This window comes from Bartonella vaga, assembly GCF_037070895.1.
Lineage (GTDB): Bacteria > Pseudomonadota > Alphaproteobacteria > Rhizobiales > Rhizobiaceae > Bartonella.
In genome coordinates, this window is sequence record NZ_JAYMZK010000001.1 from 389887 (window position 1) to 414879 (window position 24993).

The following is a 24993-nucleotide window of genomic DNA, read 5'->3' on the forward strand; positions in this document are numbered from 1 at the left end:
TTTGAAATTTTCTTCTCAGATCCCATTGAGCGGTTCATTTTTTGAGTGAATTTCAAAGCAAATTTCTGCTTAGCTTTTAAAAATGGAGATTCCTAATCACTCCATCCTGTAAATAGACTGGCTTCTCTTGGCGAATTCTTATTGCTAACCGTTTATGTAATTCTTACATGTTTTCCACAGAAAAGCCCTGTTCTGAATTCTCAATTCAAATTCACTCTTCTATATTAATTTATGCACAAGAGAATCAAAATAAAACACAAATATCTTAGCATTTTCAATGCATTAGTGCATCTTAGCACCTTGTGTAAGCCTATGTTCACGTTAATAAAGGCACAAAAAAACCTTCCCCGCATTTGTCATTAAATATTATTTTTCATATATTGTCAACAGAAAAGTATGAATTTGGGTTTTTTATTTTTAAAAAATCAGCTTGTTACGCAACAAGGTTTGCCGTTCCTCTCTTTTTGGGAAGCAAAATGTGCTTTTACAAAAATGAAACCATGAAGTTTATTGCTTGTTATAAAACTTTTAGTGTGGGGCTAGCTGGTGGGGAAGATCTTTTTTTAGGTTTTTTAAAAACTATCACGCTTCAATTTTGCAATAAGTTTTCGGGATATCGCATCATGAATAACTTAGTATAACTGCATGTATAGAAAAATAATGCCATAAAGATTTACGCATATGTACTTTTATCAAATGCTAATTCTTTGTTGAGCCGTTAAAATATTTATGAAGCGCATTAAGAATAATACGTAATGAACAGACAAGATAGGGAAGTGATTGATCTTCTACAACAAGATATTGTAATGCGGCATGAAAGTTATGTTGGCGATGCAGATGTTGTGTTTCTTTGATTACTTCTTTCATGTTTTCATAGTGAGCAGTTGCTTTTTGAATCCATTGTTTTTGTACCTTTTCACTTGATGCGTGTGTAAAATCATCATAATAGCCGTTTGGTAAGCCTTTTGCACAGAGATAGTCGTTTCTGATTTGTAGATATTGTTGTGCGGTGTCATATTGTTCTTTACTTATGCCCAATACATCCTGCTTATATCCAAGCAAACAAAGACGCCCAATATAAGAGCTCGAAAGTGGATTTTTTGCTTCTTCTATGCTCAGACTAAAGTGTTTAGCACGCATCTCAATCATAGATTGAAGAGGAGATTTGTGTGGTCTTTTGGCACGTGAAATACGACCATTGGGTTCTCTTAGCTTTCCTGTTATTTTAGGTCTACCGCGTTTTTTCTGCATTTTCATGAACCTATCGTTTGAATTAAAAAGGAACTTCCTCTTAAAGAGGAATAGTGAAGAGGAACAGCAGAGGAAAAAAGCACCTGAAAATATTACAGTGAGGAAATAAGGAATAAAGGCTGCTTATAAAGAGCAAAAGTTATAAAATTATCTTTTGGGCTTAAGTTAAGCGCAGCCTTTCTGGTGTGAAAAAATAATCTCTTTCACAAGTTATTCATTACCATTTTTATCTTGTTCATTTACAGTTAAGCATTTGCCTTCTATCAAAGTTTTTGAACTTATCTTGAGGGATTGAAAAGAGCAATTTTTGCCAAATGTAAACTAGAAAACACAATGGAATACCATGGCACTTTCTGATGCTTTGTTGGATTTGTTTCTCTGATTGAGGGGCCTGTGCAGAAATTTTCAAACTCTGTTCGAGAAGCTATTATTTTGCTGTTAAGCACAGTACCAAGATGCTTGATGTTTATCATTTTGTTAAGCATATATTCATATCCTTTTTGAAGGAAAGTTCATCATATATTGAATAGTCCTTCAAAAATAAACTTTATCTCCCCTCCATTATAATACCACAACACGGCTTATCGTTTCAAATAAAAATATCAATAATACATTGATAATAATATATAAATAGAAGAAATATCCAGTTATGTTGATTTCTTTGTTATCTTTGCTTTTGTTTAAAGTTATAATTATGGAAGATAAAATAAACTTTGATCTCTTAAACTTTACTGTTCTGTAAAAAGTTAAGATTTATGGGGGAGCTATCATGAAACCATGGAATCTCATATTGAAGAGAGCGGTTTATTTAATTACTGAATATTTATGAATGGGTGTGCAGTAGAGTAATGGAATTTTGACCTTTATATTTCTCTATACACTGTAGGCAAATGCTGGAATAGTTTATCACATTCATTTTGTACATAAATTAAATTGTGAATAAAATGATTCAGAGTTTGGAAAAATCATTAAAATGGCAAGATGAGCGATTATTTCATAGAATGCGATGAAGAGAAAAAGTAATGCTTTATCGCGTTAATTCCGCTATTGTTCATTCCTTTAGTAATTGGAGCATATATCATGGTTGGTGTTTGTGCTAACTTTAAAAGGCATAATTTCTTGCTATTTTTAAATATATGCGAACGCCTTTAAGCTATTATAAAAAACAAAAAATATTATGCAGGGCTTGATAGAGTTATGGAGAAAATAAAACAAAATGTAAAAAGAATGGCTTAAAAGTTACTTAAATTTATAAAATGAGAAAGAGTAACCGCTTTAAAAAAGATATTCTACAGCCCGCAAAGAAAAGATTGTAGCTTTATCCTTTGTATAAAAGCTAATCAATTTGTGGATGCAAGTTGTTGTACAGAAATAAAAGAGTATTGTCGGCTATAATAAAGTAAAATCAAGGTCCCGTTTTTTGGGGGGACCTTTTTAATATTTAACTTTGTAATATATTGCAATCTATAGAAGATTTTGGCACACTTTTCTCTATGCGCTCTGTGTTATATGAAGTTACATGAAAAAAGATTCTACGCAATACATAATAAGAGAACGTAGAAATCCAAATATCGCATTTAATAAATCTTTCCCCTTTTTATATAGATCGTCTACTCTGTCCTGTCTTGGTTCACTATTACCTTGCGGTTCTTGTGTATCCAATGCACTTAGGGTTCTAGATGTAATACCTGTTGGTTTAAAAAGCTCTACAGCATTTTTATCAACAGTATGGGGCGTAACAATGGGAGATGGTTGTTTAGTATCTATATAATCAGATTCTAGAAGCGCGAGAGACAAAGCACTAGTAACTGCGCCTGCTATAAAAAAATATCGAATGTCCATAGTCTTCCTCCTATATTTATTTTCCATAAATATCAAAATGGAGCATATATAAATTCACTTTAAATAACTATAGTAAAAATGCAACAGTCACAAAAAAGAATGAAGTTTGTCTATAATTTGACAAAATTTTTTCTTAATTGGTTAAATTAATTCTTTCAAATTCTGTTTTATATGTACATAAAGTGTAGTTTAAAGTATACATATGTATAGTTACATGAAAATTGGTGACAAAATAGCTATCGGTAAATTTCTTGTGCTATGGAAATAGAGACTCTGAAAGTGGAACATCGATGAAAGCTAAGGAGGTTCTCTAATGAATGGGGGTGCATCCCGTGAAGTCGGGTGTGCTCCGTGAGGAGTGGAGTGTGTCCAGTGGGGTTTTAGGTACACTCCGTGAGAGCTGGGATGCACCCTGTAGGATTTGGGTGCATCCCTGTAGGGGGGGCATATAATACGAAAAGTAGTGGCGGCTAAAGAAAGATGCTCAGTATCTTAGCTGATCATGCGATGGCGTTAAAAGCTGGCAGAACGGCACGAAATAATGCACAATGTGCAATAATTTAGACATTTTTGTGCTTTTGTATGGCCATTTTTTGATTTTTATTCGTGCCATTTATAAATATGGTTGTATTGCAGAAAATAAATATAATGCAATAGTATGCAAAAACAACTTAAGGATTATTCATTTATCCTAAAATGGCGCTATAACACATTATTATTGATTCTTTTATTCCAAAATGTACTCTATGAGTTATGTTTTAAAGTGTCATAGTCAACAAGGCTACTCTTGTAAAAATACTTTTATTCTTTGTTGAAAATAGAATTGCTATGGGAAGAATTAAGTCTGAAAATCTGGGGATGCATCAGACAAAGTGCTAAGAATAATGCTATATACTCGATAGATAAAGGATAAGGCTCTGAAAAAAATGTAAATTTTATAGGAGCGGCAGTATCTTAATGAGCTTGATTAGCCAATGGGATAAGTTCCAGTTTGGTAAATGTTGCTCAAATTGGCTTCTGCTGAGGGGTGATCCTCCAGGGAAGTAGCTCGCTGTGAAGTAGTTGTTGGTGAAGAGATCTAACAGAATTGGTTTCCGGTATTTCTTTTAGTTCTTCAGATCCATTGCATGGGGGGGTGCCATTGTATCGATTGATATTTTATGTCATTCAATGCTTTAGTGGCTCTATAGTTGGTTATGCGATGCTTCAATTTTATGTCTTAATTATTTAGAGCAGGAGATTATTCAGAGTATTTACGATTTGCATAACCCCAATGAAATGCTAACAAATCTAAACAATCTCGTAAGTGGTCAGCAAGAGAGTTTTGTTTGCGCTTCGAGGAATTTAATTCTTTTATCGCTTGACCGTAACCAACAACCTTTTCAACAAGTGAATAGCCAAGAATTCCAAGCTGAACCTTGATTATTTTCAAATGATTGGATGCTTCTATTTGACGTTCAATGGGATGCGTATAACCTTGGCTGCACCCAACCTTTTGCCGAGTGTAATCAGGACTCATATGGAGGTCAGCCTGACTCTGACGCCAGTAAACATAAAAGCGTTCTGCTGCTTGATATTGCGCTTTGCTGATATGCCCTTTTGCATACAAAAGGGCAATGGGACGGCTTTGGACATTGACAATGGCTTTAACAGTGCGAGGGTTGTTGCAGCTTTCTGGATGGGTTGGTTGAAAGTAAGGATTGCTCGTTTCGATCTGCACTTCTCGTACTTTAACATGGCCAATATGTTCTTTTTCTTTGTCTTGGCGGAAGCAAGGGGAAGTTTTTGTATTTCTTTTTTGTTCCTCTCTATTTTCTCTTTTCTTTTGATGTTGCATATTATTTCCTCAAAAATTGTGGTTTGGCTTTAAAAAAATTCGATGTCTATGATGTATGCTCATGAAGAGAAGTGTGCATGCATGTTTCTCTTGCAGCAGGTAGAGTCCCTGAAGAAGTAGATGTTTTGTCCCGTTACTCAATATAACGACGTGAGGTTGAGGAGCAATCAGAAGAACAGCGATAGCGATAAGTTTGTGGATCAAACCAAAGACCAATTTTTCCTTCAAAATCACCTGAACGTTGTTTTGCGATATTCATAATAACGCCTGGGCGTTTGGCTAAATTGGCTTTTTCTTCCATGCGAGATGCAGAACAAATTTTATCTTCTAATGACCGATTACGCCAAATGGTGATGATGTTGAAAGCATTGGCACCAATTTCTGAAGCACCTTTAATATCTTCAGTACCAGGGACATCTCTTTCCAAGCCACCTTTGCGTGCATGTGCAACAAGGTGAATGTGTACAGCATTTAAAATGGCCCAATCAACCATTCTATAAACTGCTTGTTCTTGCCCAGCATAGTCATCAGAAGCGATGCCTAGCCGCATTAAACTGTCTATGATAAATTGATCGCATCCATGGCGAGCACGGCAATAGTCAAACACATCTAATAATGTGTCGACGTTCGATTTACCAACATGTTCATAAAGAATAAGCCCATCGTCTAAAAAACGTAGAATCTGTTCAATTATCTCTCTTGTTGGTTGTTCTAAGCCTCCCGTTTGTTTTGTTAAACGGCGTAAGGACTGCTCTCCTTTCATTTCTAGTGAGGCTAAGCAAAGACGACTCTTTTGGGAAATCCAATGTGGAATGCAGTCTGATAACAGCTGACTTTTCCCAACACCACTTGCACCGCTCCATAGTGTTAATTCTGCTGGACGAAAATACAGTTTTCCGTTGAGTTTAGGGTAGGGAATTGTATAGCCAAGATGCTGTTGAGGCGCTGGCCAAAACAGTTCTATGACTTGATCTTTATATTCTGAAGCACGTCGTAACCCTTTTGGAGCAAAGCTTTTTGCTGACGAAAAAGCAGCTGCTATGGTGGCTGCATCAATGCCAGCAGTTAAACAGTCATTCGCGTCCTTCCGGGGTAAGCGAACACGGTAGCAGCGGTGGCGGCCAAGCCTGTTGGCAATTTCATATGCTGCTTCTTCACCTGACTTATCCATATCGGTGGCTAAAAAAATGGTTTCAAAAGGTTCTAAATGATCAAATTCATTTTCAATCCAGTTGTGTTTTCCCCCAGTTCCTCCTCCAAATGGTACGGAAACTGCTGGATATCCGTAGGCGGCTAATGAGAGTGCATCAATTTCTCCTTCGGTGATGACAATTGTACGATTTGTTGAAGAAAAAGCTTTGCTTGCAAGGAAGGAGGCAAAATCCGTGAAGGCAGCTCCCTGATCCGTGGAGGTAGAGGCCTGATTCGTAGAGGCAGAAGCCTGATTCGTAGAGGCAGAGGCCTGATCCGTGAAGGCAGAAGCCTGATTCGTGAAGGCAGCTCCCTGATCCGTGGAGGTAGAGGCCTGATTCGTAGAGGCAGAGGCCTGATCCGTGAAGGCAGAGGCCTGATCCGTGAAGGCAGAGGCCTGATCCGTGAAGGCAGAGGCCTGATTCGTAGAGGTAGAGGCCTGATTCGTAGAGGCAGAAGCCTGATTCGTAGAGGTAGGTGCCTGATTCGTAGAGGTAGAGGCCTGATTCGTAGAGGCAGAAGCCTGATTCGTAGAGGTAGGTGCCTGATCCGTGAAGGCAGCTCCCTGATCCGTGAAGGCAGAAGCCTGATTCGTAGAGGCAGAGGCCTGATTCGTGGAGGTAGAGGCCTGATTCGTAGAGGCAGAGGCCTGATCCGTGAAGGCAGAAGCCCGATTCGTGAAGGCAGAGGCCTGATTCATCTTACAAAGAGCTTGCCAACCAAATAAAATCGGTTCGCATTGCGCTGTTGTTGGTTTTGCTTTTGCTTTCGCTTGCGCTGGCCGTTCTTTCACTAAGGCGAGGGTGCCATCAGGCTTATAAAAAGGAAAAATAATTTTCTCACCATCTTCTCCTATGCGGTAACGCTTTATAATCTCAAGAGGAATGCAGCGCTCTTTGTGTAGATAGGTTTTCACTAAATTCTGTGGTGTGTTGCCTGAAGGAGCAGGTGGACGCCGATAGGAACGATAGGGTGCCATAAAGGGTTTTGGGCGCGTAAGATTGAGAGTAGTCCGAGCTTCTTCTAATGCTTGAGAAAGAGTGATTCCTTTTACCGCGCACCAAAGGTCTAAAAGGTCACCTCCAATGCCTTCCGCAAAATCGTACCAAAGTCCGGCTTTACTGCCGCTTACGCAGACCAATAAACTTTGGCCACTTTCACCACGCGTATTGCCAATAATCCAGTTATTGCCACGTCTGCGCCCCTGTGGAAGAAGCATTTCTGCTATAGCGTCTGCTTGAGACGAAAGCCTTTGTTTGATCTCAAAAATTGTATTCATGTTAATTTGTGTGGTAGTTTATAAGACTTCTGTAAAGATAATCGTTATCGCTGCAATGTGAGGTGAGAGTGGGGTGAGGGGAGAAAACCGCAAGCCTTTCTCGAGATTCCTTTACTCTTTCAATTTCATGGCGAAACCAGTTGCGCCATGTGGCTTGCCAATCTGCTTTAAGTGCTTCTTTGCCGCTTTTGGCGTGCCAGTAATCACGAAATTTCTTTTCTTGCCAACGGGCTTGCTCTTCACTCAAACCTTCTGAAATAGCTGCGTGGATGTCTGCTTGCCAATCAGCCGGAAGAGGACGTCCTTCGGGTATCGCTGTGCGACCCTTCGTTTTCTTCCCTGAGCCGGATGCGTTTTTGGTTTTTGCGCTTAAGCTCACAGGATTTTCGACGTTTGCCATAAGGCCGCTAGGGTTTTCTGTGTTTGCAGATGCGTCAGAAAGATGCTCCGTTCCGTTTTGTTCATTGGCTATGTGAGGGGAATAGAGGTTCGAAGATTTCACTTCTTGCTCTCTCTTCTGGTCTATCAAAAAAAAATTCTTTTCTGAAACACCGTTAGGTGTTTCCTTTTCTTCTTTCTTCTGAGCTTCTAAATTTTGTTCATCATCTCTTACACTTTCGTTGAGAAGCTGTTGAATTTTATCATTGATTTTTTTACGTTTTTTTGCTGAAGAACGTCCCGCAAAAGATTTCTGTTCAAGCAATTTTTTTCGATCTTGGAATACATTTTCGCAGCGTTTATTCCATAAACCACTGGCTAAATGTAAAATCTTTCTCTCTTGAATTAGCATTTCTAAAACATTAACAAAAGTTCGCTTGTCACAACCGCAAAGACGCGCTAAACGTTCTTCTGATAGTTCTAGAGGACGACCGCGGGCATACATTTCATTGAGAAGAATTGTATAAATTCCAATTTCGTGTGCACGCATTCCACGAACTCCCCCTAGAAAATCATTCTGATACCAACAAACATATGGTAGCCTAGATAATTCATAGTGAGGATTTTCTTGTTGATTGGTGTGTTTCATGCTTCAATCCACTTTCTTCTTGTTTATACATTTTTATTTACAATGAAACCGAGGACGGTGTTTCTATGCGTTTATTGGATTTTTATGTATTCGTTGGCATTCGCTTGAAATTTTTATGCTTTAGTAAAGTGTTTCAGTTTTGTTGCAATTTGTTCTATTAAATGACAGCTTTTTAGGTGTTTCTTTATGGAAATCTAGTAAATGATTGGGCTTGTTTAGGTGTGAAGTCTTACAGTTTAAGATTGTGTAGATGGCAAAAGGTAAACAGTAAATATTTCTAAACGCATGAGCTTTCTGGAGCTTTTTTACACTCTTTGGGATGATAAACTGTTCTTTTGACCATAACATAAAATGAACTTTTATCTCCTCTAAAGGGTGGGGCTTATTTTATCCTTTTTAGAGGATAATGCAAGCCCGTTTTGCAAAAAGGACGTGTTTTTTTAAAAAGGCACGCTATATGGTGAAACTATGAATATCGATGGTTGGCGTAAAAGATTAAGTGTTGCGCTTGAAAAAAGTGGTCGGTCAAAAAGATCTATCTCCCTTGCTGCTGGTAAAGGCGCGGGGTACCTTCATTCTATTCTTTCTGAAGGAAAAGAGCCAACAATTGAATCACTGGCACGCGTTTGTCACGAAATTAATATCAGTATGAATTATATCCTTTATGGTCAGGGGGCAAGCCCAGAAGATAAAGAGTTTATTGATCTTCTTTCGAGGCTTTCTCCTGAAGAGAGACAAGCGATTTTAACTCTTTTGCGGAGACCAATTGGCGAAGCATTAAGATAATATCTCTCTGTGTTTTTTGATCAAGCGTACACCAGTGTTGTATAAATTCTAAATCGCTCATATCAGCTCCCCTGTCTGTTTGTAGTTTCTTTGTGTAAGAACAAATAGAGAACAAAATAAAGGCATTGAGTGAATAAAATAGAATAATATTTTATTCACATATGGCCTTTGAATGTTTTAAAGGCTAAAAATAATATTTGTTATCGAGGATAAAATATTTGACATATCTCCTATAGAGGATATAAGACTAACGCTATATTCGGCCTTGTCAAGACAAAGCTGTGCTTTATAAACTGTCCAAAGGGGGAGAATCATGAAAAATGTTCCGTTCGTTAAAGAGGATGAAATGTTCATCATTTTCTGTGAAGGTGAAAAGAGTGATGCCTATGAGGGACCATTCGAGCAAATTGAAGAAGTGCTCGAGCTTGTTGAAGAATGTGAAAATGTTCAAAGACTTTTGCGCCTCGATCTCACTACTCTTCACGCAGAAGATGTTAGTGAACAACTCGCCGATGTATATGTCGAAAATTATGAAATTGATGAACAAAATACGCAACTGCACCCCTTCATTTTTAATAGCGATGCTTACCATGCTTATTTAGATGAAAAAGTCGCACGTGATTATGAGGATAATCTTTGTGGATCTTATGAAAAACAGCATCGTTTGCGTCCATGTGATGTATTGAGTGATTACTGGTGGTAAAGAAAATCATGGAAAGCTATCTTAAGACTTCTTATTGAAGAACCCCACTTTATTAAGCTGAAAAGATTCACAACATAGTCTGATGCGAATCACAAAAGCATAATAAAACCCACTTATATCATAACGGGTTGCAGAGTGTGTTGCAAAACTTTCCAGAAAAATATCTCTGAAATCTTTTTGCTGTCGGGAAAAAACATGGTTGAAAAAGGCTTTGGGGTATCAATGTCAGGATATAGACTTTAAACGTTTTTTCTATGAGCCCCGGGGGGGCACGACTCAAATATCAGGTCTTTTGTCAAAGGGAGCTGTTATGTCGGGGGAAAAGTCGTGGGGCTGCATAAGGGGGGGGAGATATGCTTAAGGGAAAGCTTAAGTAAAAGCGTGTTAGGGGGAATTTCCATTGAAAGCAGATATATGTTTGAGAATGAAGGCATATGAATGAAAAACAAAAACTAATTGATAGGAGGGGGCAGAATCTTAGATCCAAAATGGGAGCCAAGGATCAAAAATTTCTATAAAAATATGCTGAAAAAGAAACAGTCGCTACTTTTTTACAACAACGCAAAGCGTGTCTGCAAAATTCAAAAATAACAATCCAAAAGCATTCAAAGCAAGCAGAAGCTGCTTTAATAACTAAAGAAAAAGCTCAAGATTGATCAATTGCAAAGTATTTCAAAAAGACATGCACTTAAAAAATATCCGATATTTCAAATGATGGAGAGTGCTTCAATTGAGAAAAGCGCCTCAAATTTAAGGGGAGATAAAATACTATGCCAATTATTATTGATTGTATTCAGGGAACAGATGAATGGAAAAAACTCCGCAATGGTTTGATCACAGCTTCTTTGTTTGAAATGGTGGTTGCACAAAAAAAACAAGGACAAAAAACTTCACGATATCATTCCCTTATGATGAAACTCGCTGGAGAAAGAATTACTGGAAAAACCGTCGATGAAGGGACAACACTCTCTATGCGGCGCGGAACAGAATTAGAACCAAGTGCACGGAAGCTTTATGGAACACTCACTAAAACAGAGCCAGAATGCATTGGATTTGTGATGGCGGATGATCGAAAAAAAGGCTTCTCTCCCGATGCTTTTGTTGGAAAAAATGGATTATTGGAAATTAAAACAAAAAAACCAGAAATCTTGATCCCTTATTTCTATCAAAAAAGTTTTCCCGAAGAGCATAAAGCACAATGTCAGGGAGGCTTATGGATTGCTCAACGTGAATGGATAGATTTGATGCTCTATTGGCCAGATATGCCACCCCTAATTAAGCGCGCTTACCGCGATGAAGGGTATATTCGGAAACTTGAGCAGGAAATTAGCCGCTTTAATGAGGACTTGGAGATTATGGTACAGCAAATTAAGGGGGGCGAAACAGGATTTGGCATGAGAATGAATAATGCCATAGAAATGGGAAAAATAGAGACTTTGGGAAGACCGGAAAATATGCTGGAGGAGCGTAAAAGCCATAGGCTTAGAGGAAGAATTGGAATAAGATATGGGAAGCAAAAGAAAAGAAGAGGATCAGTTCAACATTGAAAATATGTACAATAGCTAACCAATTATAGCTTATAGTTATAGCGTGAGGACGTTAAAAACTAATAAAGGGAGCCTTGTCTCAGTGGAGAAAGATATTCTACCTACAATGGTGCTGCGAGAGAGGATTGAACTCTCGACCTCTCCCTTACCAAGGGAGTGCTCTACCACTGAGCTACCGCAGCTGTTTTCAATCTTCGCGCTGTTTTGTGCCATATTGTCATAAAATAGGCAAGAGAACATTTGTACATTCTTGAAAGAAATCCCGTCTTGTGTCATGACATACATTTCTTATACAAAAGCCATGAGTTGCTTGAAAAAACCCAAAAGGTTGCGCAATGACACAAATGCCTAAAAAACAAGAAGAACTTCATCACAAAGACGAAAAAGCAAAACAACGCCAAGAAAGATTGGCTAAACAATTGCGTCAAAACCTGAAACGTCGAAAAGAGCAAAGCAGAAAAAGAGCAGAAAAAGAGCTTTGAAAAACATTTTACGGCGTCTTTGCAACCAAACTTCTCAATGATTCGTTCTAATATGTGGGATTCAGTTGGAAAACATAAAAATAATCTCCCAAAAAGCAAAATCTTTGGGAGAAAAAATGCAAAGGGAGAGAGGGAGAGCACTATGGATTCTATTCAAATTGTTGGAGGGAAAAAACTTGAAGGAACCATTCCTATCTCAGGAGCAAAAAATGCTGCATTGCCCCTTATGATTGCTTCTTTGCTCACCGAAGAAACCCTCACTTTAGAAAATATTCCCCATCTTGCTGATGTGGAATTGTTAATTCGTATTCTTAATAATCATGGTGTCGGATATGCCGTTGATGGACAAAGAGGCCACCAGCACGATTGTGTGAATTCAAGAACAATTCATTTTACTGCTAAAAAAATAATCACAACACGTGCACCATACGAACTCGTGAAAAAAATGCGCGCAAGCTTTTGGGTTATCGGAGCATTGCTTGCACGATGCCTAGAAGCCTACGTTTCGCTTCCTGGAGGATGCGCTATTGGAACAAGACCCGTAGATTTTATCCTCGAGGGGCTTAAAACTTTAGGAGCACAGATTTCTCTCAAAAATGGATATGTACAGGCCAAAGCTCCAAGGGGATTAAAAGGCGCTTACTACAATTTTCCTAAAGTTACTGTCGGTGGGACACATGTTATGCTTATGGCGGCTACAATGGCAAAGGGAAAAACCGTTCTCGATAATGCTGCTTGTGAACCAGAAGTGTCAAATCTTATTAGGACACTCAACGCAATGGGGGCAAAAATAACCGGTGAAGGAACAAAAACACTCACCATCGAAGGTGTTAAAAAACTCAATGGTGCTAGAGTACAAGTCATTTCCGATCGAATCGAAGCAGGAACCTATGCAATGGCCGTGGCTATGACAGGTGGCGATGTATTTCTTAAAAATGCAAACTCTAACCATCTTACCCAAGTGCTAAAGGTTCTCCAAAAAACCGGACTCGAGATTCAAATAGAACCTCAAGGAATTCACGTTAAACGAAACCCAAAAAAAACCAAAATAATACCCGTGGACATCAAAACAGGACCCTATCCTGCTTTCCCAACAGATCTTCAAGCCCAATTCATGGCGCTGATGACATGCGCTAAGGGAACCGCTCGTATCACTGAAACGGTTTTCGAAAATCGTTTCATGCATGTCCAGGAGCTTATACGTTTGGGCGCTCAGATAAAGCTGAATGGGCAGACAGCAACCGTCTATGGAACAGATAATTTGCAAGGCGCACCAGTCATGGCTACTGATTTACGTGCTTCTGTCTCTCTTGTTATTGCTGCGCTGGCAGCAAAGGGAGAGACAATCGTCAACCGCGTGTATCATCTTGATCGTGGCTTCGAGAGGTTGGAAGAAAAATTAGCTCGATGTGGTGCTATCATTCAACGTGTAAATGTCTAATCATATTCACTATTCTTGCGTCAGTAAAACAAACTATCCAGGAATCCCACCGGGAGATAAAACCTGATTGGAGATCGAAGAAGGGGAACTGTTTAAAAAAATCCCTACATAAAAATACGCAAATAGCGTTACCAAAAATCTGGAATCTCAGGCTTTAAATGAGGACCAATTCGTACCGCCGAGATCTTTTCTGCTAAACCTGTACGGTTTGAAAGCTCAACCGCTAAACCGCAAAGGGTAGCAGGACCGCAGGCCGGTTCATATCGACCTTTCTTTTCTTTATAAAGAAAACGATGTAAAGGCTCTTCCTTATCCATACCTAAAGACGAGTTATAATCTCCACACATTCCTGCATCCGACAAATAACCACTGCCGCCTTCTAAAATTTGGGCGTCAGCGGTAGGAATATGGGTATGCGTTCCTACAATAACGCTGACACGACCATCAAGAAAATGTCCAAAACATTGCTTCTCACTCGTCGTTTCTGCATGAAAGTCAAAAATAATCACATCAGCTTGCTCCATCAAAGAGCACGCTGATAGAATATTTTCAGCTGTTTCAAACGGGTCATCCACCTTGCACGGCATAAAAACACTGCCCAAGATATTCGCAACAAGCACACGAGCCCCATTCCTTGCAGTAAAAATATCAGAACCCCTTCCGGGGGACTCTTTAGCAAAATTGGCTGGGCGTAAAAAGCGATCGCTCTCGTGGGCATAGCGTATTATCTCTGGGCATGAAAAAGCATGGTTTCCCGTTGTTACAACGTCAACACCAGCCATCAAAAAATCTTGATAAATCTCCCGTGTAATACCGAAACCATTGGAAGCATTTTCACCATTCACAACAACAAAATCAAGCTTCCATTTTCTGATCAGCTGCGGTAGCTGTTCAATAACAGCTACACAGCCCGTTGTTCCGACAATATCACCTAAAAATAAAAAACGCATAAGCGTTTTAATCACACTTTAGCATTTTAAAAAACCTTTTTCTGTAAAAATTTTCTGCAAAATTAAATCATGCTTCGCATGGGGAATGGATTCAACTTCCTGACATGAAAAGCCGAAGCCTAGTAAATTAATCCGATGTCCTTGTTTTTTAAGAGATTTAACTGTGCGATCATAATATCCTCCTCCATAGCCAAGGCGGTGACATTGACTGTCAAATGCAGAAAGTGGAACAATAATAAAGTTGGGTATAACAACTGCATTTTCTGCACCAGGCCCAAATGTGCCAAAGCGCATCGGTTCTAAGACGGTACTTTGTGAAAATGCACGAAAAACCATGGTGGTTGAATCAAGCACTGCCGGTAACGCTAAAGACCCACCGTGTAATGCTATAACATCAAATAAAGGACGAGGATCCATTTCCGATTTGATTGGCCAATAACCCGCCAAAATCAAGCGCGACAAATTTTCCCCATTTTGTTTAAGGCTATGAATTAAGTGGGAACAGGCGCGGTGCGAAAAAACAACGCGCTCTTCTGCTGAAAGAGAATCACGACAGGATAAGCCTCTCTTCCGTAGCCGTGAGCGAATGGATAAAGTGGACTGTGGGTGCTTTGCGTTTTGGGTTAGTATATCCATTAATTATTCTATATATTGATACAGAGGCATAATAATATATTTTAGCCGTCAAAATTTCACAAATCTTGTAAAATAGCAGAGAAATTTACTAGACCTGAAAAAGAGCTATAAAAATTTGTCTTATCTATAGCAAAAATGGGTGATCCACAACAGCCGATGGAAAAAGTTGATCCCGGGAACCTATACAAATAGGTGGGCGCCATATGAAAAAGCCCACGAGCTTTATCAGGGACAGCTCCCTCGAAGATCACTAAGGTCTCAGGAATACGTTATTTCCTGTCGAGAAGCGCAGAACACCCTTTCTCACTATAAAATAGTTTGAGATTTTCTGCTAGATATAAAATGATCTTGATTGTATCCACTTTGTAATATTTTAAAATAATATATGGAGAAACGTTTTGGGAGGCGATCTTTTTCATTTAGAGAGTTTGTGGTGATTCTTCGTCTAACAGAATTTCAATGCGCTTTTGAAGCTTTTGCATTTGTGGATAATAGTCAAGAGCCGTTTGATAAGCTTTTAGGGCAAGGTGTGGGTGCTCTGTCGCTTCCATGGTAACCCCCAGCTCAAAAAATGCTATGTAATTGCGTGGTTCAAGTTCTAGAGCATGGTTAAGGTCAAGCATGGCAAGTTTAAAATCACTCAGTTGAATATGAATCCAAGCACGCCTTACCCATGCTTCAGCATAAGTGGGCAAAAGTGCAAGAGCATTGTCTATATAATCAAGGGCAAGGCCATAATTATCGGCGCTGACAGCATTCTCAGCCCACGACATTAAAAGATCAATCGTTTCACTACCCGATTGTGACCATAAACGTTGGAGCTGCTGACTTATCTTTTTGGCTTCGCGAACATCAGCACAAAATTTTAATTCTTTGAGTAAACGTGAAATTTCCTTTTCTTTGCGCTGCTTTGCTCTGCTAGCAGAGGATTGGTGTGGTGAGTCAAAATCTTCAAGAACTGTCACTGCTGAATCAGATTCCTGCGATTCTGAAGGGGGCTGGCCGGGTATTAGATCATCTAACGGCAAAAGCAATTGTGGAGAGGGTTGATTATGAGGAAGTGAAGGAGGATTTTGGCCGTATCCAGTAGAAATGAAACAAAAGCTGCTGAAAAGAAAAAGCAAAAAAAACTTCCGGAAAATAAAACAGTTCCGCAATTGAAAAATTTTTAAAAAGGTAAAAAAAACCATTAAAACAAGCCCTCAAACGATGAATTATCAAACAACGGACCTGTAATTAAAAACAAACCTTCAAGAGACAAAAAGCTTTATACCGAAAAAACAGAAGGCATGAAAAACATTAGCCTTGACGTGCTCTAAAACGTGGGTTTGTTTTATTAAGGATATAAACACGACCTTTACGACGCACCAAACGGTTGTTACGGTGACGCTCCTTTAGTGCTTTAAGCGAATTTTTAATTTTCATTATACCCACCGTTTATACATGTTTACATAATACAACACTATAACAGAAATACTACAACACACAGCCATATTATACAACATTGTGTTATAATTATACGATTGCGTTAAAAGTATCGTATTACACACTACCTCATTGTGATCACAGAAGAAAAACACACCCCAAAAACAAAGGAATACGTTAACACATCTAATTAGCACAATAAATTAAGTGAAGATTGAAAAAACTAGTATGTTTCTAACAAGGAGTCTCATTCTTGTCAAGTGAATATTCCTTGCAAATTCTCTATAGTGCAGAAAATAAAAGAGAAAAAGATATGGGAAAACTTACAATTCTTTTACTCTTGATGAAATTATGGACAAGCGAAGGAAACTCTAATGAAAGAGTTCATATTATGAGAAGGCGTGGGAGACACAATACAAAATGCGTCATAAAATTGATTGCTATAGATATTCGCTATAAGTTGGCCTTCGTAGCCTAGCGAAAGGAAAAGTGGGTGGGGAGCCCAAATATTTTAAAGCTGTAAAACAAAAACTTGCTATGCTGCGAAGAAGAAACTTGAAGAGGTGCTGGGAGCCGGTTTTGCAGAGTATTTTCAACCCTTGTATTAAAAGGGCTTTGAAGAAAAGCCCTCGAAACTTGTTTTTGTGAAATCAGAGCTGTTCTTGAAAAAATGCAGAAAAAGTTGCTTTATCGGTTTCTTTCGCTGTTCTTTGTGGGTAGAAGCGTTTGGGTAAAAGGCTCTGCTATAAAGATCTTGTGGCTGGTCCTGTTAATTGGATGACATGCCCCATTTTGCGTAGGGGGTGAATAGAACTTTTACCATATAAATGAACCGATGTGTGCTTTTGCGTGAGAAAATATTTGAAGTCGTTCAAATTGTTGCCAATAAGATTGATCATCTGGCAATTGCTATGGCGATGTGTGCTGCCTAAGGGAAGATCGCAAATGGCGCGGATATGCTGTTCAAACTGTGAGGTCACACATGCTTTTTGCGTCCAATGCCCAGAGTTATGGACACGAGGCGCAAATTCATTCACTAAAAGACTACCATCTATTAAGACAAAAAATTCAATGCAAAGAACACCAACATAATTTAGGGCATCCATCACTGTTACGCTTATTTCTTGTGCAGCTTTCTGCACGTCAAGTGGAACATGCGAGGGAACAAATGATTTATGAAGGATGCCGTTTTTGTGCTGATTTTCAGGACAATCATAAAAAATATGCTCCCCTTGCTTCGTCCGTGCCGAGAGAGTTGAAATTTCCGATAAAAAAGGAATAATTTCTTCTAAGATCGAAGGTTGACCTTGAAAGGCACTCATGGCTTCGTCAATTGCTTTCTCATTTGGATGATCCAACATTATCTGATTTTTTCCATCATAACCAAAGCGGCGGGTTTTCAAAAGACCACGCCCACCTAACGCCGAAAGGCCTAAACGCAGAGAAGAAGAATTGTCAACAGCATGCCATGATGCTGTGCGGATACCTTGATCATGCAAAAATTGCTTCTCAAAAAGCCGATCTTGCGCAATCTCTAACGCCTTGGAAGAGGGATAAACATTTTTGGTTTTCTCTATATATTGAACCGTTTTAAGCGAAAGATTTTCAAACTCATAGGTCACAACATCGCACAAAGAAATAAAACGATCTAATGCTGAATAATCATCATAAGGCGAAGCAATGTGTTCATTCGCTGTTTGTGCGGCCGGGCAATCTGCTTCAGGGCAAAAAACAACCGTTCGAAACCCTAGCTCTGCTGCTGCTATGGCTAACATACGTGCTAACTGTCCTCCACCTATTAAACCGATCACGTTCCTTGAAGGTAACATAGCGGGTGCAGAGGTCATGTTAGATGTAGGGGATGCGCTAGATGTGTGGGATGCGTTGAAAGAGTGTATCATTTTAAACCTCTGTTACAGGAGTTTGCGCAACACTGGCGCTTTGTTGCTGACGCCAATCTTGTAGTCGCTGTGCCAGATTATCATCGTAAATCGCCATAGCTGCTGCAGCTAAAAGTGCCGCGTTAATAGCACCTGCTTTGCCAATTGCTAATGTGCCAACTGGTACTCCTGCTGGCATTTGTACAATTGAAAGTAAAGAATCTTGACCAGATAAGGACTGTGAGTGCACTGGAACGCCAAAAACAGGAAGTGGAGTGAGGGATGCTAACATACCAGGAAGATGCGCTGCGCCTCCTGCACCAGCAATCAAAATTTTAAAACCTTCCGCTTTTGCACTTTTCGCAAATTGGTAAAGTCGTTCAGGAGTTCGGTGTGCTGAAATAATCTGCGAAATATGAGAAATACCAAGACATGCCAAAATATCCGCGCTATGACGCATTGTTTGCCAATCTGATTGGCTACCCATTAAAATCGCTATATCACATGATTTTTTAGTCATCTTACGTCCTTTTCAAGTGTTCAATGCGATTCTTTTCCCTTAATTTCTTAAGAGTTCTATATTCTTTTTGCAAAGTCAATTGATTACAGAGAAACAGTTTTTGCAATTTAATTTTAGGGTGGACTATAAATTGCACAAAGTATCATCTACAGAAGTTTTATAAAACTGTGATAGATTTTTCTTTTCATCTTTATGGTGTGTTGTCATGGAAAATACTTTTTACAAAATTTAAAAGCGTGAATCTCAAAAATCAAGCCAGTCTACTATAATAAATAATTAAGAAAACAAGCATATTTATAGAGTGATGCTTAAAATAAACCGTGAAATTAACGTAAAATTTTCCTTATTCTGTTTCCGGATGAGTGATGTTTAGCTCGATTTGCTTAAGAAAGTGATTATGCAGATTAAATAAGGCGGGTCTATTTTGCGCTTTATTGTTATGGGTATAAGGTTTCTCAAAATATATGACGATAGTCTTAAGGCAGTCTCCGGCGGTGGATAAAACGTTGGACAGAGTGGCACGTTGTAGCCTCTTCAGAAGGTTTTATCATTTCCTATTTTGCGCAAGAAAAAAGAGAGGGCAAAAGATATAATGCAAGGAATGCAGCAGTCTAGGCTTCTGCTTATCATAAATAAAGAGATTTTAGTGGCAAAAGTAAGTCAAAAATATTTTAACGCAAAATTCTAAGAGGGATGCAAAAAATATTAGCCTTTTGTAAATTATGATTATTTTTTTGTCCAAGTGATTCTATATTATCAGAGAAAAAGAATCTTTCATACCTTAAAAACAGGAAAATAAGGCTAAATGCTTGCTTTATATTCGCTTACAGTAATTCATATACATGATAAAGTATAATGAATGAGTTAAATAAGTATAAATAATAATAAATGGTCTCTTTTTTGCCTAATTTTGCAATATCTTTTATGTGTCAACAACAAGATCAGGAGATTTTAGGTCATGTTTGTTCCATTTTTAATCGCTCTAGGTACAGCAATAACAGCTGTATATGGTAAAAAAAACATAAGTTATGCTTTGTGGGCAATTTTGCTTTTTGTTATTATTTTTAATTATCACGCAACTTCTACTTTAAATTTAGCTTTTTGAGGATATAGTCATGGAAAATGTTGAACAAAAAAATCCTCATTTTGTCATATTTATGAATGCATTGGGGCTTATTGGATTATCCATTGTATTGGTGGTAGTTTTTTATTATCAACTTGTAAAGTTTGAATTACCTTGTTCCTTATGTCTTCTTCAACGCGTTGGATTGATTCTTGCGGGGTGTGGTTTTTTGTTTAATATTCACCATAAGGTTAAAAATACCCATTATGGTATGGTTATTTTGGGTTGTGTGGTAACCAGTATCATTGCTGCTCGGCAAGTGTTTTTGTATATCACACCAGATGATTTTGGATATGCTTCAACTTTCTTTGGGTTGCATTTTTATACTTGGGTATTCGTTACCGCAGTTCTTTGGATTCTGGTGGTTTCCTTTATCATGGTTTTAAGTGAATTGGCGCACAAAATTATGATCTTTTCTCCTTTACCAATGTTGGACAGAATGGCAACTTTCTTTTTTGTGTTTTTGATTGCAGCAAATTTAATTTCTACTGTGCTGGAATGCGGTGGTGGACAATGTAGCGGTGATCCTGTAATTTATGAATTGTCATCCAGTTAGTTTTATTTCTCAATCTTGAAAGAGATTTTCCAGTGGAATCTCTGGATGTATAATCCGAAGACTTATAAATAACAGAGGCAGTAATATTGAGAATTCCACTTCTTTTGCAGAAATTTTTAGGATAAAGATAATCCAGATTTTTAACCTCCCATGCAGAAAAGAGCTTTTATTTGCGCTTTCGATTAATCCCATGAAATTTTAGCTACAAAGAGTATTGCGGATAATAAAAACTTAATGATAATCTTTTATGAGAAACTCTTTGATTAGCATATCTACTCTTATGTGAAAAATTTTTGCTCTCGATGTTTTTTAATGCGGCTTTAAAGAAAAGCATTTAATTGAGCACTTCTGGCCTATTTTACTAACTCTATCGTGTGGGATTTTCCATTTAGAAAGTTTTTGTTAAAGCATTTCCTGTGGAGGTTCATATTCCAATGAATAAACCTCTTTTTTCGATGTTTCCTTTTGGTCTCTCAATGTTTTGTTGGTCTGGCAGTCTGGCATATATGGCAATATCAATGTAGTGTGTTCTTGTGCGCTTTCGTGCTTAAATTTCATTGAGGATTTTGTTTAGTGAGAGAAAACAGTTTAACAATGCTTCTTATAGTAGCAACAGAGTGAAAAGTAATATAACTCCATTGTTTTGATAGTTGTGATTATACTGCTCAAAAAACACGAAAAACAAGAAGCGTTTAAAGGTGTAGAGTGCTGCGATACTGATCGTGTGGTAGTGTTCTTCTTTAATATTTTGAGTGTTTTGTGTGGATGTTCTCTGGTCGGTTCTAATTTTATTCACGACAGTGCGTGTGGATGCTATAATGCAAAACTCTACGAGGCTTCACCGTCTTTTCGCTTAGACAAGGCACAAGCCCGTATAATCATTTTATTTGCGAGCTTTCAATTTTGCGCTTCAGCTAGCATTGAGACCATTCATTAAGAGAGTTAGAGATATAGGATGTCCATTCTCAAACTGCCTTATTCAAACATTCATTTTCACCTTATGATATCAAGCAAGCGGTTTTTATTGATGTATCATAAGAGAGCTTAAAATGTTGAATCTTTTCAAAGAAGAAATCTCGGGTTTAAAGACAACAGCTTAACGTGCTCGCATCTATATGTTTGTTCACAGATTTGCTATTTTCCTATGAAATTATAAAAGATGAAAATGTAAATCTATAAAAGAAAATACAAAAAATATGCTTCATGAGTGCCTTTGTAAATACAATGGAGGCGTTAGTTGCAGAGTTTGTAAGGGGGCAGAGTGTATAAATGAGATGACGGTTGTTGGAAAAAGTGCAGATTTGGAGCAATCAAGCTATGCTGAAAAAAATGTTGGAGAATGCTCAAGAAAATCCCGTCTCAGATCTATTCAAAAGGTCATGCCAGCGTATCTGATAAAACTTTTTGAGGGTACTTAGGGAACAAGTACAAAAAGAAAAACCTCTTTCTTCTCGTTTTTTGTTCACAAAACTATGAAAATAGAGTATGAACGCTGAAAATAACGAGCAGCTCAGAAATAGACGTATTGTAAAGGAAATTATTGTTTATGTCAAAAGAAGAAGTTTTGGAATTCTCTGGTATCGTGACAGAACTTTTACCAAACGCAATGTTTCGTGTGAAATTAGAAAATGATCATGAAATTATTGCTCATACTGCTGGAAGAATGCGGAAAAATCGTATCCGTGTGTTGGCTGGTGATAAAATTATGGTGGAAATGACACCTTATGATTTGACAAAAGGGCGTATCACATATCGCTATAAATAGGTCATGAGTGGTTTTCTTTTTCTGTAAAAGTGCTAGTATACTATTCATAGAGTAACTTATGTTTCTTCCAAAAGTGGAGAATTAAAAATGAGTTTAGGAATACGTGAAGTCAATGTATAAAGGGTATCTGTAACTTCAAAATAAATTGGGTGGTGGCTTAAAATTATTCTGAGGGGCAAAAATGGAAAGCTTAAAGAAAACCCTCTTAGGAAAAAATCATTTGAGGGAAAATCCTTTCGAAAAAGTCCGATTTGTGCTTGCTTCTGCTTCGCCGCGTCGTTTGGCGCTCTTAGCGCAGATTGGTCTTGAGCCTCATGAGGTTTACACAAGCGATATCGATGAAACTCCAAAATTAAGAGAACATCCCGCAAATCTTGCAAAACGTTTGGCAAAGGAAAAAGCGCTTAAGGCACAAAAGACTTTGCTATGGCGTACTCAAAATGACCAAGAAGAGACGTTAGCGCAGAAAATTATTATCTTGGCTGCTGATACTGTGGTTGCTGTGGGGCGCACTATTCTTCCTAAGCCAGAGGGCGAAGACGAAGCTTATGAATGTTTGCGCTTTCTTTCTGGACGTTCCCACAAGGTATATGGTGCCGTTTGTGTACTTAATGAATGCGGGAAGATAAACATAAAATTGGTTGAAAGTCGCGTCCGTTTTAGGCGGCTGACTTCCACTTTGATGGATGCTTATCTTGCTTCTGGAGAATGGCAAGGAAAAGCAGGCGGCTATGCTATTCAAGGAAAAGCAGGAGCTTTCGTAGTCGATCTTGCTGGTTCTTATTCCAATGTGGTTGGCTTGCCGTTGGCTGAAACAATGGATCTTTTGACAGCTTATAAATATCCACTGCTTCCTCATTGGGCTGAATAAACGCGTTAGAGAAACTTAATCAACAGGCAAAACCTATGGAACAGTGTAAAACGCAACAAAAAGGGGAAGTACAAGATGAAAAAAAGGAAACAGAAAAACAATTAGGCAAAACACATGAACAAATAATAAAGGCACATCAAACGCTAAGAGAACCAAACTCAACGCAAACAGAAAAATCTCCAATCCGTCCTCCACATCCTTGCCCCATTTGTGGTCAGATAGCACAACAAAGTGCCTATCCTTTCTGTTCAACACGATGCCAATCTATTGATCTTAATCGATGGCTTTCAGGTGCTTATATTTTACCGCCACCGCCGCAAGTAAGTGATGAAGAAGAGTAACAGAGTATAAAAAATAATTTAAAATGAGGCTGTGGTGTGGAAGAGGAAGATACCTGAAAGCCTACAGAAAAATTTAGGGATGTGCTCTAAAAAACTGAATGTTTACCAAGGAAAACGCGGGAGATTGAAGTGGGCGAAAAAGCTAGATGCTTTTAAGTGAAAGTTTTTCTTATCATAAGAGATAAGAACAAAGCTTTTTTCAAAGTTAAATTGCGTCCAGAAAAATATTCATGAAATTGAGAAAAACAACAGTTGAGAAATGAAAAATAATTCCTCATTTCGATTTGCTTTTAAACTATAGCTGTAAGAATTTTCTATCTTTAAGGAATAAGAAGGCCACTTAAATAACTTGCTAAATTTTCCCATCAGACATAGACATAATCCGCTTTTTCGGTGTGACCTCTTGTATGATTTTATTGACGTGAAGTGATAAAGCAAAAATGTTGCAATTGTCTGCAAAGATTTATTTCCACTTAAATGGATCAAGAGGCAGGAAAAAGATATGAGATGTTTAAGAACTATCTTGCAAAAGAATGGTGATAAGCTTTCTTCTTTATTGAATCCATTAAAACAGTTTTTCAGACAGATCTTTCCCGTTAGCAATGCTAAAACTTCGTGCAGTGGGGAATGTTAAGTCAAAAAGATTGCTTAAGCTGATCTTACGTGATAGGCAGATGACATAAGGAATTTTCAGCTTCCCCGAGAAGATGTATTCAACAGAGATTCGATCTTGAAAGCATCTTCGGTATTGATCTCCAATATCTCACGATAACCCAATTGCGCACCGCATTCTCGAGCCTCCGTATTTGTTATTGGCAATAAGCCTGAAAAAGACTGAACTTTACGGACTAAAAACACGATGAAAAAGTCTCTTCTAATAGGGACGCTCTTTAGCAAAACGCAAAAATTTACAACATTTATTAAATATGCTTGTCACTTTCGATGATACAAACTGTTGCTTCTATAGGATCTGCGGTCGGTTATTATTCTTGTCGTTAGATTTTCATTGTCATCATAACTTAGTGGCTGAAAAAAAGAGAATATATTGAATAGTGCGTTGTGCAGTCATGCGTGTTGCATGGTAATAACTTTATCAGCAAAAATGGCATAGCTTTGTTTGCTTATCAGAAAGTATTTATAATATTTTTTACGTTGAAGTACAGATCTAGCCCCCTTTAATTCCATAATGCTAGTAATGTACATGCATAAATAGACACATATCTAATATTTTTATAAAAAAGATGAAAAAGACTTTTTGTTTTTTCTCTTAACCTCATCTAGCAAAGCGTTCCTTTTTTGAAGCGAAAGGTTTATTTGTACACTATTTTCTGTCGTGTAAAGCCAACTCTTAAACTGTTATGCATTCTTTAGTGGTGAGGGACTGTATATTGTACAGAGGAAAGCTGTGGTTTTGTGGAAAAATGATATCGCTTCTTCTTCGTCCCCCTTGCTATGGAGCCTGTAAGAACCCATATTCGCCTTAGCACGACGGTTATTCTTTATGCTACCTCATTTATGATGATTTGTAAGGTCTTCTTGG

22 protein-coding genes, 1 tRNA gene and 1 other RNA gene are annotated in these 24993 nt (G+C 38.2%); 10 read left to right on the forward strand and 14 right to left on the reverse strand.

The window, feature by feature from the left end; translation table 11 throughout:
- Nucleotides 1–699: 699 nt before the first annotated feature.
- The 5 genes from WCP76_RS01680 to WCP76_RS01700 all read right to left on the reverse strand — a co-directional run bounded on the left by WCP76_RS01680 (nucleotide 700) and on the right by WCP76_RS01700 (nucleotide 8427).
- Complete coding sequence (locus WCP76_RS01680) at nucleotides 700–1257, reverse strand: hypothetical protein (protein ID WP_336293958.1); 558 nt, start codon at nucleotides 1255–1257, stop codon at nucleotides 700–702.
- 1509 nt (nucleotides 1258–2766) lie between these two features.
- A complete protein-coding gene (locus tag WCP76_RS01685; RefSeq protein WP_336293959.1) occupies nucleotides 2767–3093 on the reverse strand; it encodes a hypothetical protein in 327 nt (108 codons plus the stop codon).
- A 1240-nt stretch (nucleotides 3094–4333) separates the two neighbouring features.
- Nucleotides 4334–4930 carry a hypothetical protein gene (locus WCP76_RS01690; protein ID WP_336293960.1) on the reverse strand — a complete coding sequence of 199 codons (597 nt, stop codon included), beginning with the start codon at nucleotides 4928–4930 and terminating at the stop codon, nucleotides 4334–4336.
- A gap of 133 nt (nucleotides 4931–5063) precedes the next feature.
- Nucleotides 5064–7400: a toprim domain-containing protein gene (locus tag WCP76_RS01695; RefSeq protein ID WP_336293961.1), complete on the reverse strand. Its 2337-nt coding sequence runs from the start codon at nucleotides 7398–7400 to the stop codon at nucleotides 5064–5066.
- 1 nt (nucleotide 7401) lies between these two features.
- Nucleotides 7402–8427 (reverse strand): YdaU family protein, encoded by a 1026-nt coding sequence (locus WCP76_RS01700; protein ID WP_336293962.1) that lies wholly within the window; start codon nucleotides 8425–8427, stop codon nucleotides 7402–7404.
- 468 nt (nucleotides 8428–8895) lie between these two features.
- Here WCP76_RS01700 and WCP76_RS01705 point away from each other — a divergent pair, with 468 nt between their 5' ends.
- The 3 genes from WCP76_RS01705 to WCP76_RS01715 all read left to right on the forward strand — a co-directional run bounded on the left by WCP76_RS01705 (nucleotide 8896) and on the right by WCP76_RS01715 (nucleotide 11463).
- On the forward strand, nucleotides 8896–9213 hold the full coding sequence (locus WCP76_RS01705; protein ID WP_336293963.1) for an XRE family transcriptional regulator: 318 nt from the start codon (nucleotides 8896–8898) through the stop codon (nucleotides 9211–9213).
- A 313-nt stretch (nucleotides 9214–9526) separates the two neighbouring features.
- Complete coding sequence (locus WCP76_RS01710) at nucleotides 9527–9916, forward strand: hypothetical protein (protein WP_336293964.1); 390 nt, start codon at nucleotides 9527–9529, stop codon at nucleotides 9914–9916.
- A 770-nt stretch (nucleotides 9917–10686) separates the two neighbouring features.
- Complete coding sequence (locus WCP76_RS01715) at nucleotides 10687–11463, forward strand: lambda exonuclease family protein (protein ID WP_336293965.1); 777 nt, start codon at nucleotides 10687–10689, stop codon at nucleotides 11461–11463.
- 107 nt (nucleotides 11464–11570) lie between these two features.
- Here the strand turns inward: WCP76_RS01715 and WCP76_RS01720 are convergent.
- A tRNA-Thr gene (locus tag WCP76_RS01720) sits at nucleotides 11571–11645 on the reverse strand.
- 153 nt (nucleotides 11646–11798) lie between these two features.
- Between WCP76_RS01720 and WCP76_RS01725 the strand changes: the two genes are divergently transcribed.
- Both WCP76_RS01725 and murA read left to right on the forward strand, forming a co-directional pair.
- The gene (locus WCP76_RS01725; RefSeq protein WP_336293966.1) at nucleotides 11799–11945 is read left to right on the forward strand and encodes a hypothetical protein; all 147 of its coding nucleotides are present in this window, start codon (nucleotides 11799–11801) and stop codon (nucleotides 11943–11945) included.
- 142 nt (nucleotides 11946–12087) lie between these two features.
- A complete protein-coding gene (murA, locus tag WCP76_RS01730; RefSeq protein WP_336293967.1) occupies nucleotides 12088–13386 on the forward strand; it encodes a UDP-N-acetylglucosamine 1-carboxyvinyltransferase in 1299 nt (432 codons plus the stop codon).
- A gap of 128 nt (nucleotides 13387–13514) precedes the next feature.
- On the opposite strand, the gene WCP76_RS01735 is transcribed toward murA, so the two are convergent.
- The 7 genes from WCP76_RS01735 to purE form a co-directional block, all read right to left on the reverse strand.
- Complete coding sequence (locus WCP76_RS01735; RefSeq protein WP_336293968.1) at nucleotides 13515–14336, reverse strand: TIGR00282 family metallophosphoesterase; 822 nt, start codon at nucleotides 14334–14336, stop codon at nucleotides 13515–13517.
- Nucleotides 14337–14354: 18 nt separating this feature from the next.
- Nucleotides 14355–14972 (reverse strand): 5-formyltetrahydrofolate cyclo-ligase, encoded by a 618-nt coding sequence (locus WCP76_RS01740; RefSeq protein WP_336293969.1) that lies wholly within the window; start codon nucleotides 14970–14972, stop codon nucleotides 14355–14357.
- Between the two features lie 137 nt (nucleotides 14973–15109).
- A non-coding RNA gene (ssrS, locus tag WCP76_RS01745) (6S RNA) lies at nucleotides 15110–15270 on the reverse strand.
- A 121-nt stretch (nucleotides 15271–15391) separates the two neighbouring features.
- Nucleotides 15392–16162: a tetratricopeptide repeat protein gene (locus tag WCP76_RS01750; RefSeq protein ID WP_336293970.1), complete on the reverse strand. Its 771-nt coding sequence runs from the start codon at nucleotides 16160–16162 to the stop codon at nucleotides 15392–15394.
- Nucleotides 16163–16271: 109 nt separating this feature from the next.
- Nucleotides 16272–16397: a type B 50S ribosomal protein L36 gene (ykgO, locus tag WCP76_RS01755; RefSeq protein WP_004863016.1), complete on the reverse strand. Its 126-nt coding sequence runs from the start codon at nucleotides 16395–16397 to the stop codon at nucleotides 16272–16274.
- Nucleotides 16398–17140: 743 nt separating this feature from the next.
- Nucleotides 17141–18244, reverse strand: coding sequence for a 5-(carboxyamino)imidazole ribonucleotide synthase (locus WCP76_RS01760; RefSeq protein WP_336294013.1), 1104 nt, complete (start codon nucleotides 18242–18244; stop codon nucleotides 17141–17143).
- Between the two features lie 55 nt (nucleotides 18245–18299).
- Nucleotides 18300–18797 carry a 5-(carboxyamino)imidazole ribonucleotide mutase gene (gene purE, locus WCP76_RS01765; protein ID WP_336293971.1) on the reverse strand — a complete coding sequence of 166 codons (498 nt, stop codon included), beginning with the start codon at nucleotides 18795–18797 and terminating at the stop codon, nucleotides 18300–18302.
- Nucleotides 18798–19755: 958 nt separating this feature from the next.
- Here purE and WCP76_RS01770 point away from each other — a divergent pair.
- From WCP76_RS01770 to yacG, 5 genes are all read left to right on the forward strand, one after another.
- The gene (locus WCP76_RS01770; protein WP_336293972.1) at nucleotides 19756–19902 is read left to right on the forward strand and encodes a DUF5993 family protein; all 147 of its coding nucleotides are present in this window, start codon (nucleotides 19756–19758) and stop codon (nucleotides 19900–19902) included.
- 10 nt (nucleotides 19903–19912) lie between these two features.
- Nucleotides 19913–20476: a disulfide bond formation protein B gene (locus tag WCP76_RS01775; RefSeq protein WP_336293973.1), complete on the forward strand. Its 564-nt coding sequence runs from the start codon at nucleotides 19913–19915 to the stop codon at nucleotides 20474–20476.
- Nucleotides 20477–22022: 1546 nt separating this feature from the next.
- Nucleotides 22023–22241 (forward strand): translation initiation factor IF-1, encoded by a 219-nt coding sequence (gene infA, locus WCP76_RS01780; protein ID WP_004857577.1) that lies wholly within the window; start codon nucleotides 22023–22025, stop codon nucleotides 22239–22241.
- 181 nt (nucleotides 22242–22422) lie between these two features.
- On the forward strand, nucleotides 22423–23112 hold the full coding sequence (locus WCP76_RS01785) for a Maf family nucleotide pyrophosphatase (RefSeq protein WP_336293974.1): 690 nt from the start codon (nucleotides 22423–22425) through the stop codon (nucleotides 23110–23112).
- Between the two features lie 35 nt (nucleotides 23113–23147).
- Nucleotides 23148–23453 (forward strand): DNA gyrase inhibitor YacG, encoded by a 306-nt coding sequence (gene yacG / locus WCP76_RS01790; RefSeq protein ID WP_336293975.1) that lies wholly within the window; start codon nucleotides 23148–23150, stop codon nucleotides 23451–23453.
- Nucleotides 23454–24143: 690 nt separating this feature from the next.
- Here the strand turns inward: yacG and WCP76_RS01795 are convergent.
- Complete coding sequence (locus WCP76_RS01795; RefSeq protein WP_336293976.1) at nucleotides 24144–24311, reverse strand: hypothetical protein; 168 nt, start codon at nucleotides 24309–24311, stop codon at nucleotides 24144–24146.
- Nucleotides 24312–24993: the final 682 nt, after the last annotated feature.

Coding starts and splice junctions, on each gene's coding strand:
- WCP76_RS01680 (WP_336293958.1), bottom strand. CDS start 1,257: ATGAAAATGCAGAAAAAACGCGGTAGACCTAAAATAACAGGAAAGCTA.
- WCP76_RS01685 (WP_336293959.1), bottom strand. CDS start 3,093: ATGGACATTCGATATTTTTTTATAGCAGGCGCAGTTACTAGTGCTTTG.
- WCP76_RS01690 (WP_336293960.1), bottom strand. CDS start 4,930: ATGCAACATCAAAAGAAAAGAGAAAATAGAGAGGAACAAAAAAGAAAT.
- WCP76_RS01695 (WP_336293961.1), bottom strand. CDS start 7,400: ATGAATACAATTTTTGAGATCAAACAAAGGCTTTCGTCTCAAGCAGAC.
- WCP76_RS01700 (WP_336293962.1), bottom strand. CDS start 8,427: ATGAAACACACCAATCAACAAGAAAATCCTCACTATGAATTATCTAGG.
- WCP76_RS01705 (WP_336293963.1), top strand. CDS start 8,896: ATGAATATCGATGGTTGGCGTAAAAGATTAAGTGTTGCGCTTGAAAAA.
- WCP76_RS01710 (WP_336293964.1), top strand. CDS start 9,527: ATGAAAAATGTTCCGTTCGTTAAAGAGGATGAAATGTTCATCATTTTC.
- WCP76_RS01715 (WP_336293965.1), top strand. CDS start 10,687: ATGCCAATTATTATTGATTGTATTCAGGGAACAGATGAATGGAAAAAA.
- WCP76_RS01725 (WP_336293966.1), top strand. CDS start 11,799: ATGACACAAATGCCTAAAAAACAAGAAGAACTTCATCACAAAGACGAA.
- murA (WP_336293967.1), top strand. CDS start 12,088: ATGGATTCTATTCAAATTGTTGGAGGGAAAAAACTTGAAGGAACCATT.
- WCP76_RS01735 (WP_336293968.1), bottom strand. CDS start 14,336: ATGCGTTTTTTATTTTTAGGTGATATTGTCGGAACAACGGGCTGTGTA.
- WCP76_RS01740 (WP_336293969.1), bottom strand. CDS start 14,972: ATGGATATACTAACCCAAAACGCAAAGCACCCACAGTCCACTTTATCC.
- WCP76_RS01750 (WP_336293970.1), bottom strand. CDS start 16,162: ATGGTTTTTTTTACCTTTTTAAAAATTTTTCAATTGCGGAACTGTTTT.
- ykgO (WP_004863016.1), bottom strand. CDS start 16,397: ATGAAAATTAAAAATTCGCTTAAAGCACTAAAGGAGCGTCACCGTAAC.
- WCP76_RS01760 (WP_336294013.1), bottom strand. CDS start 18,244: ATGACCTCTGCACCCGCTATGTTACCTTCAAGGAACGTGATCGGTTTA.
- purE (WP_336293971.1), bottom strand. CDS start 18,797: ATGACTAAAAAATCATGTGATATAGCGATTTTAATGGGTAGCCAATCA.
- WCP76_RS01770 (WP_336293972.1), top strand. CDS start 19,756: ATGTTTGTTCCATTTTTAATCGCTCTAGGTACAGCAATAACAGCTGTA.
- WCP76_RS01775 (WP_336293973.1), top strand. CDS start 19,913: ATGGAAAATGTTGAACAAAAAAATCCTCATTTTGTCATATTTATGAAT.
- infA (WP_004857577.1), top strand. CDS start 22,023: ATGTCAAAAGAAGAAGTTTTGGAATTCTCTGGTATCGTGACAGAACTT.
- WCP76_RS01785 (WP_336293974.1), top strand. CDS start 22,423: ATGGAAAGCTTAAAGAAAACCCTCTTAGGAAAAAATCATTTGAGGGAA.
- yacG (WP_336293975.1), top strand. CDS start 23,148: ATGGAACAGTGTAAAACGCAACAAAAAGGGGAAGTACAAGATGAAAAA.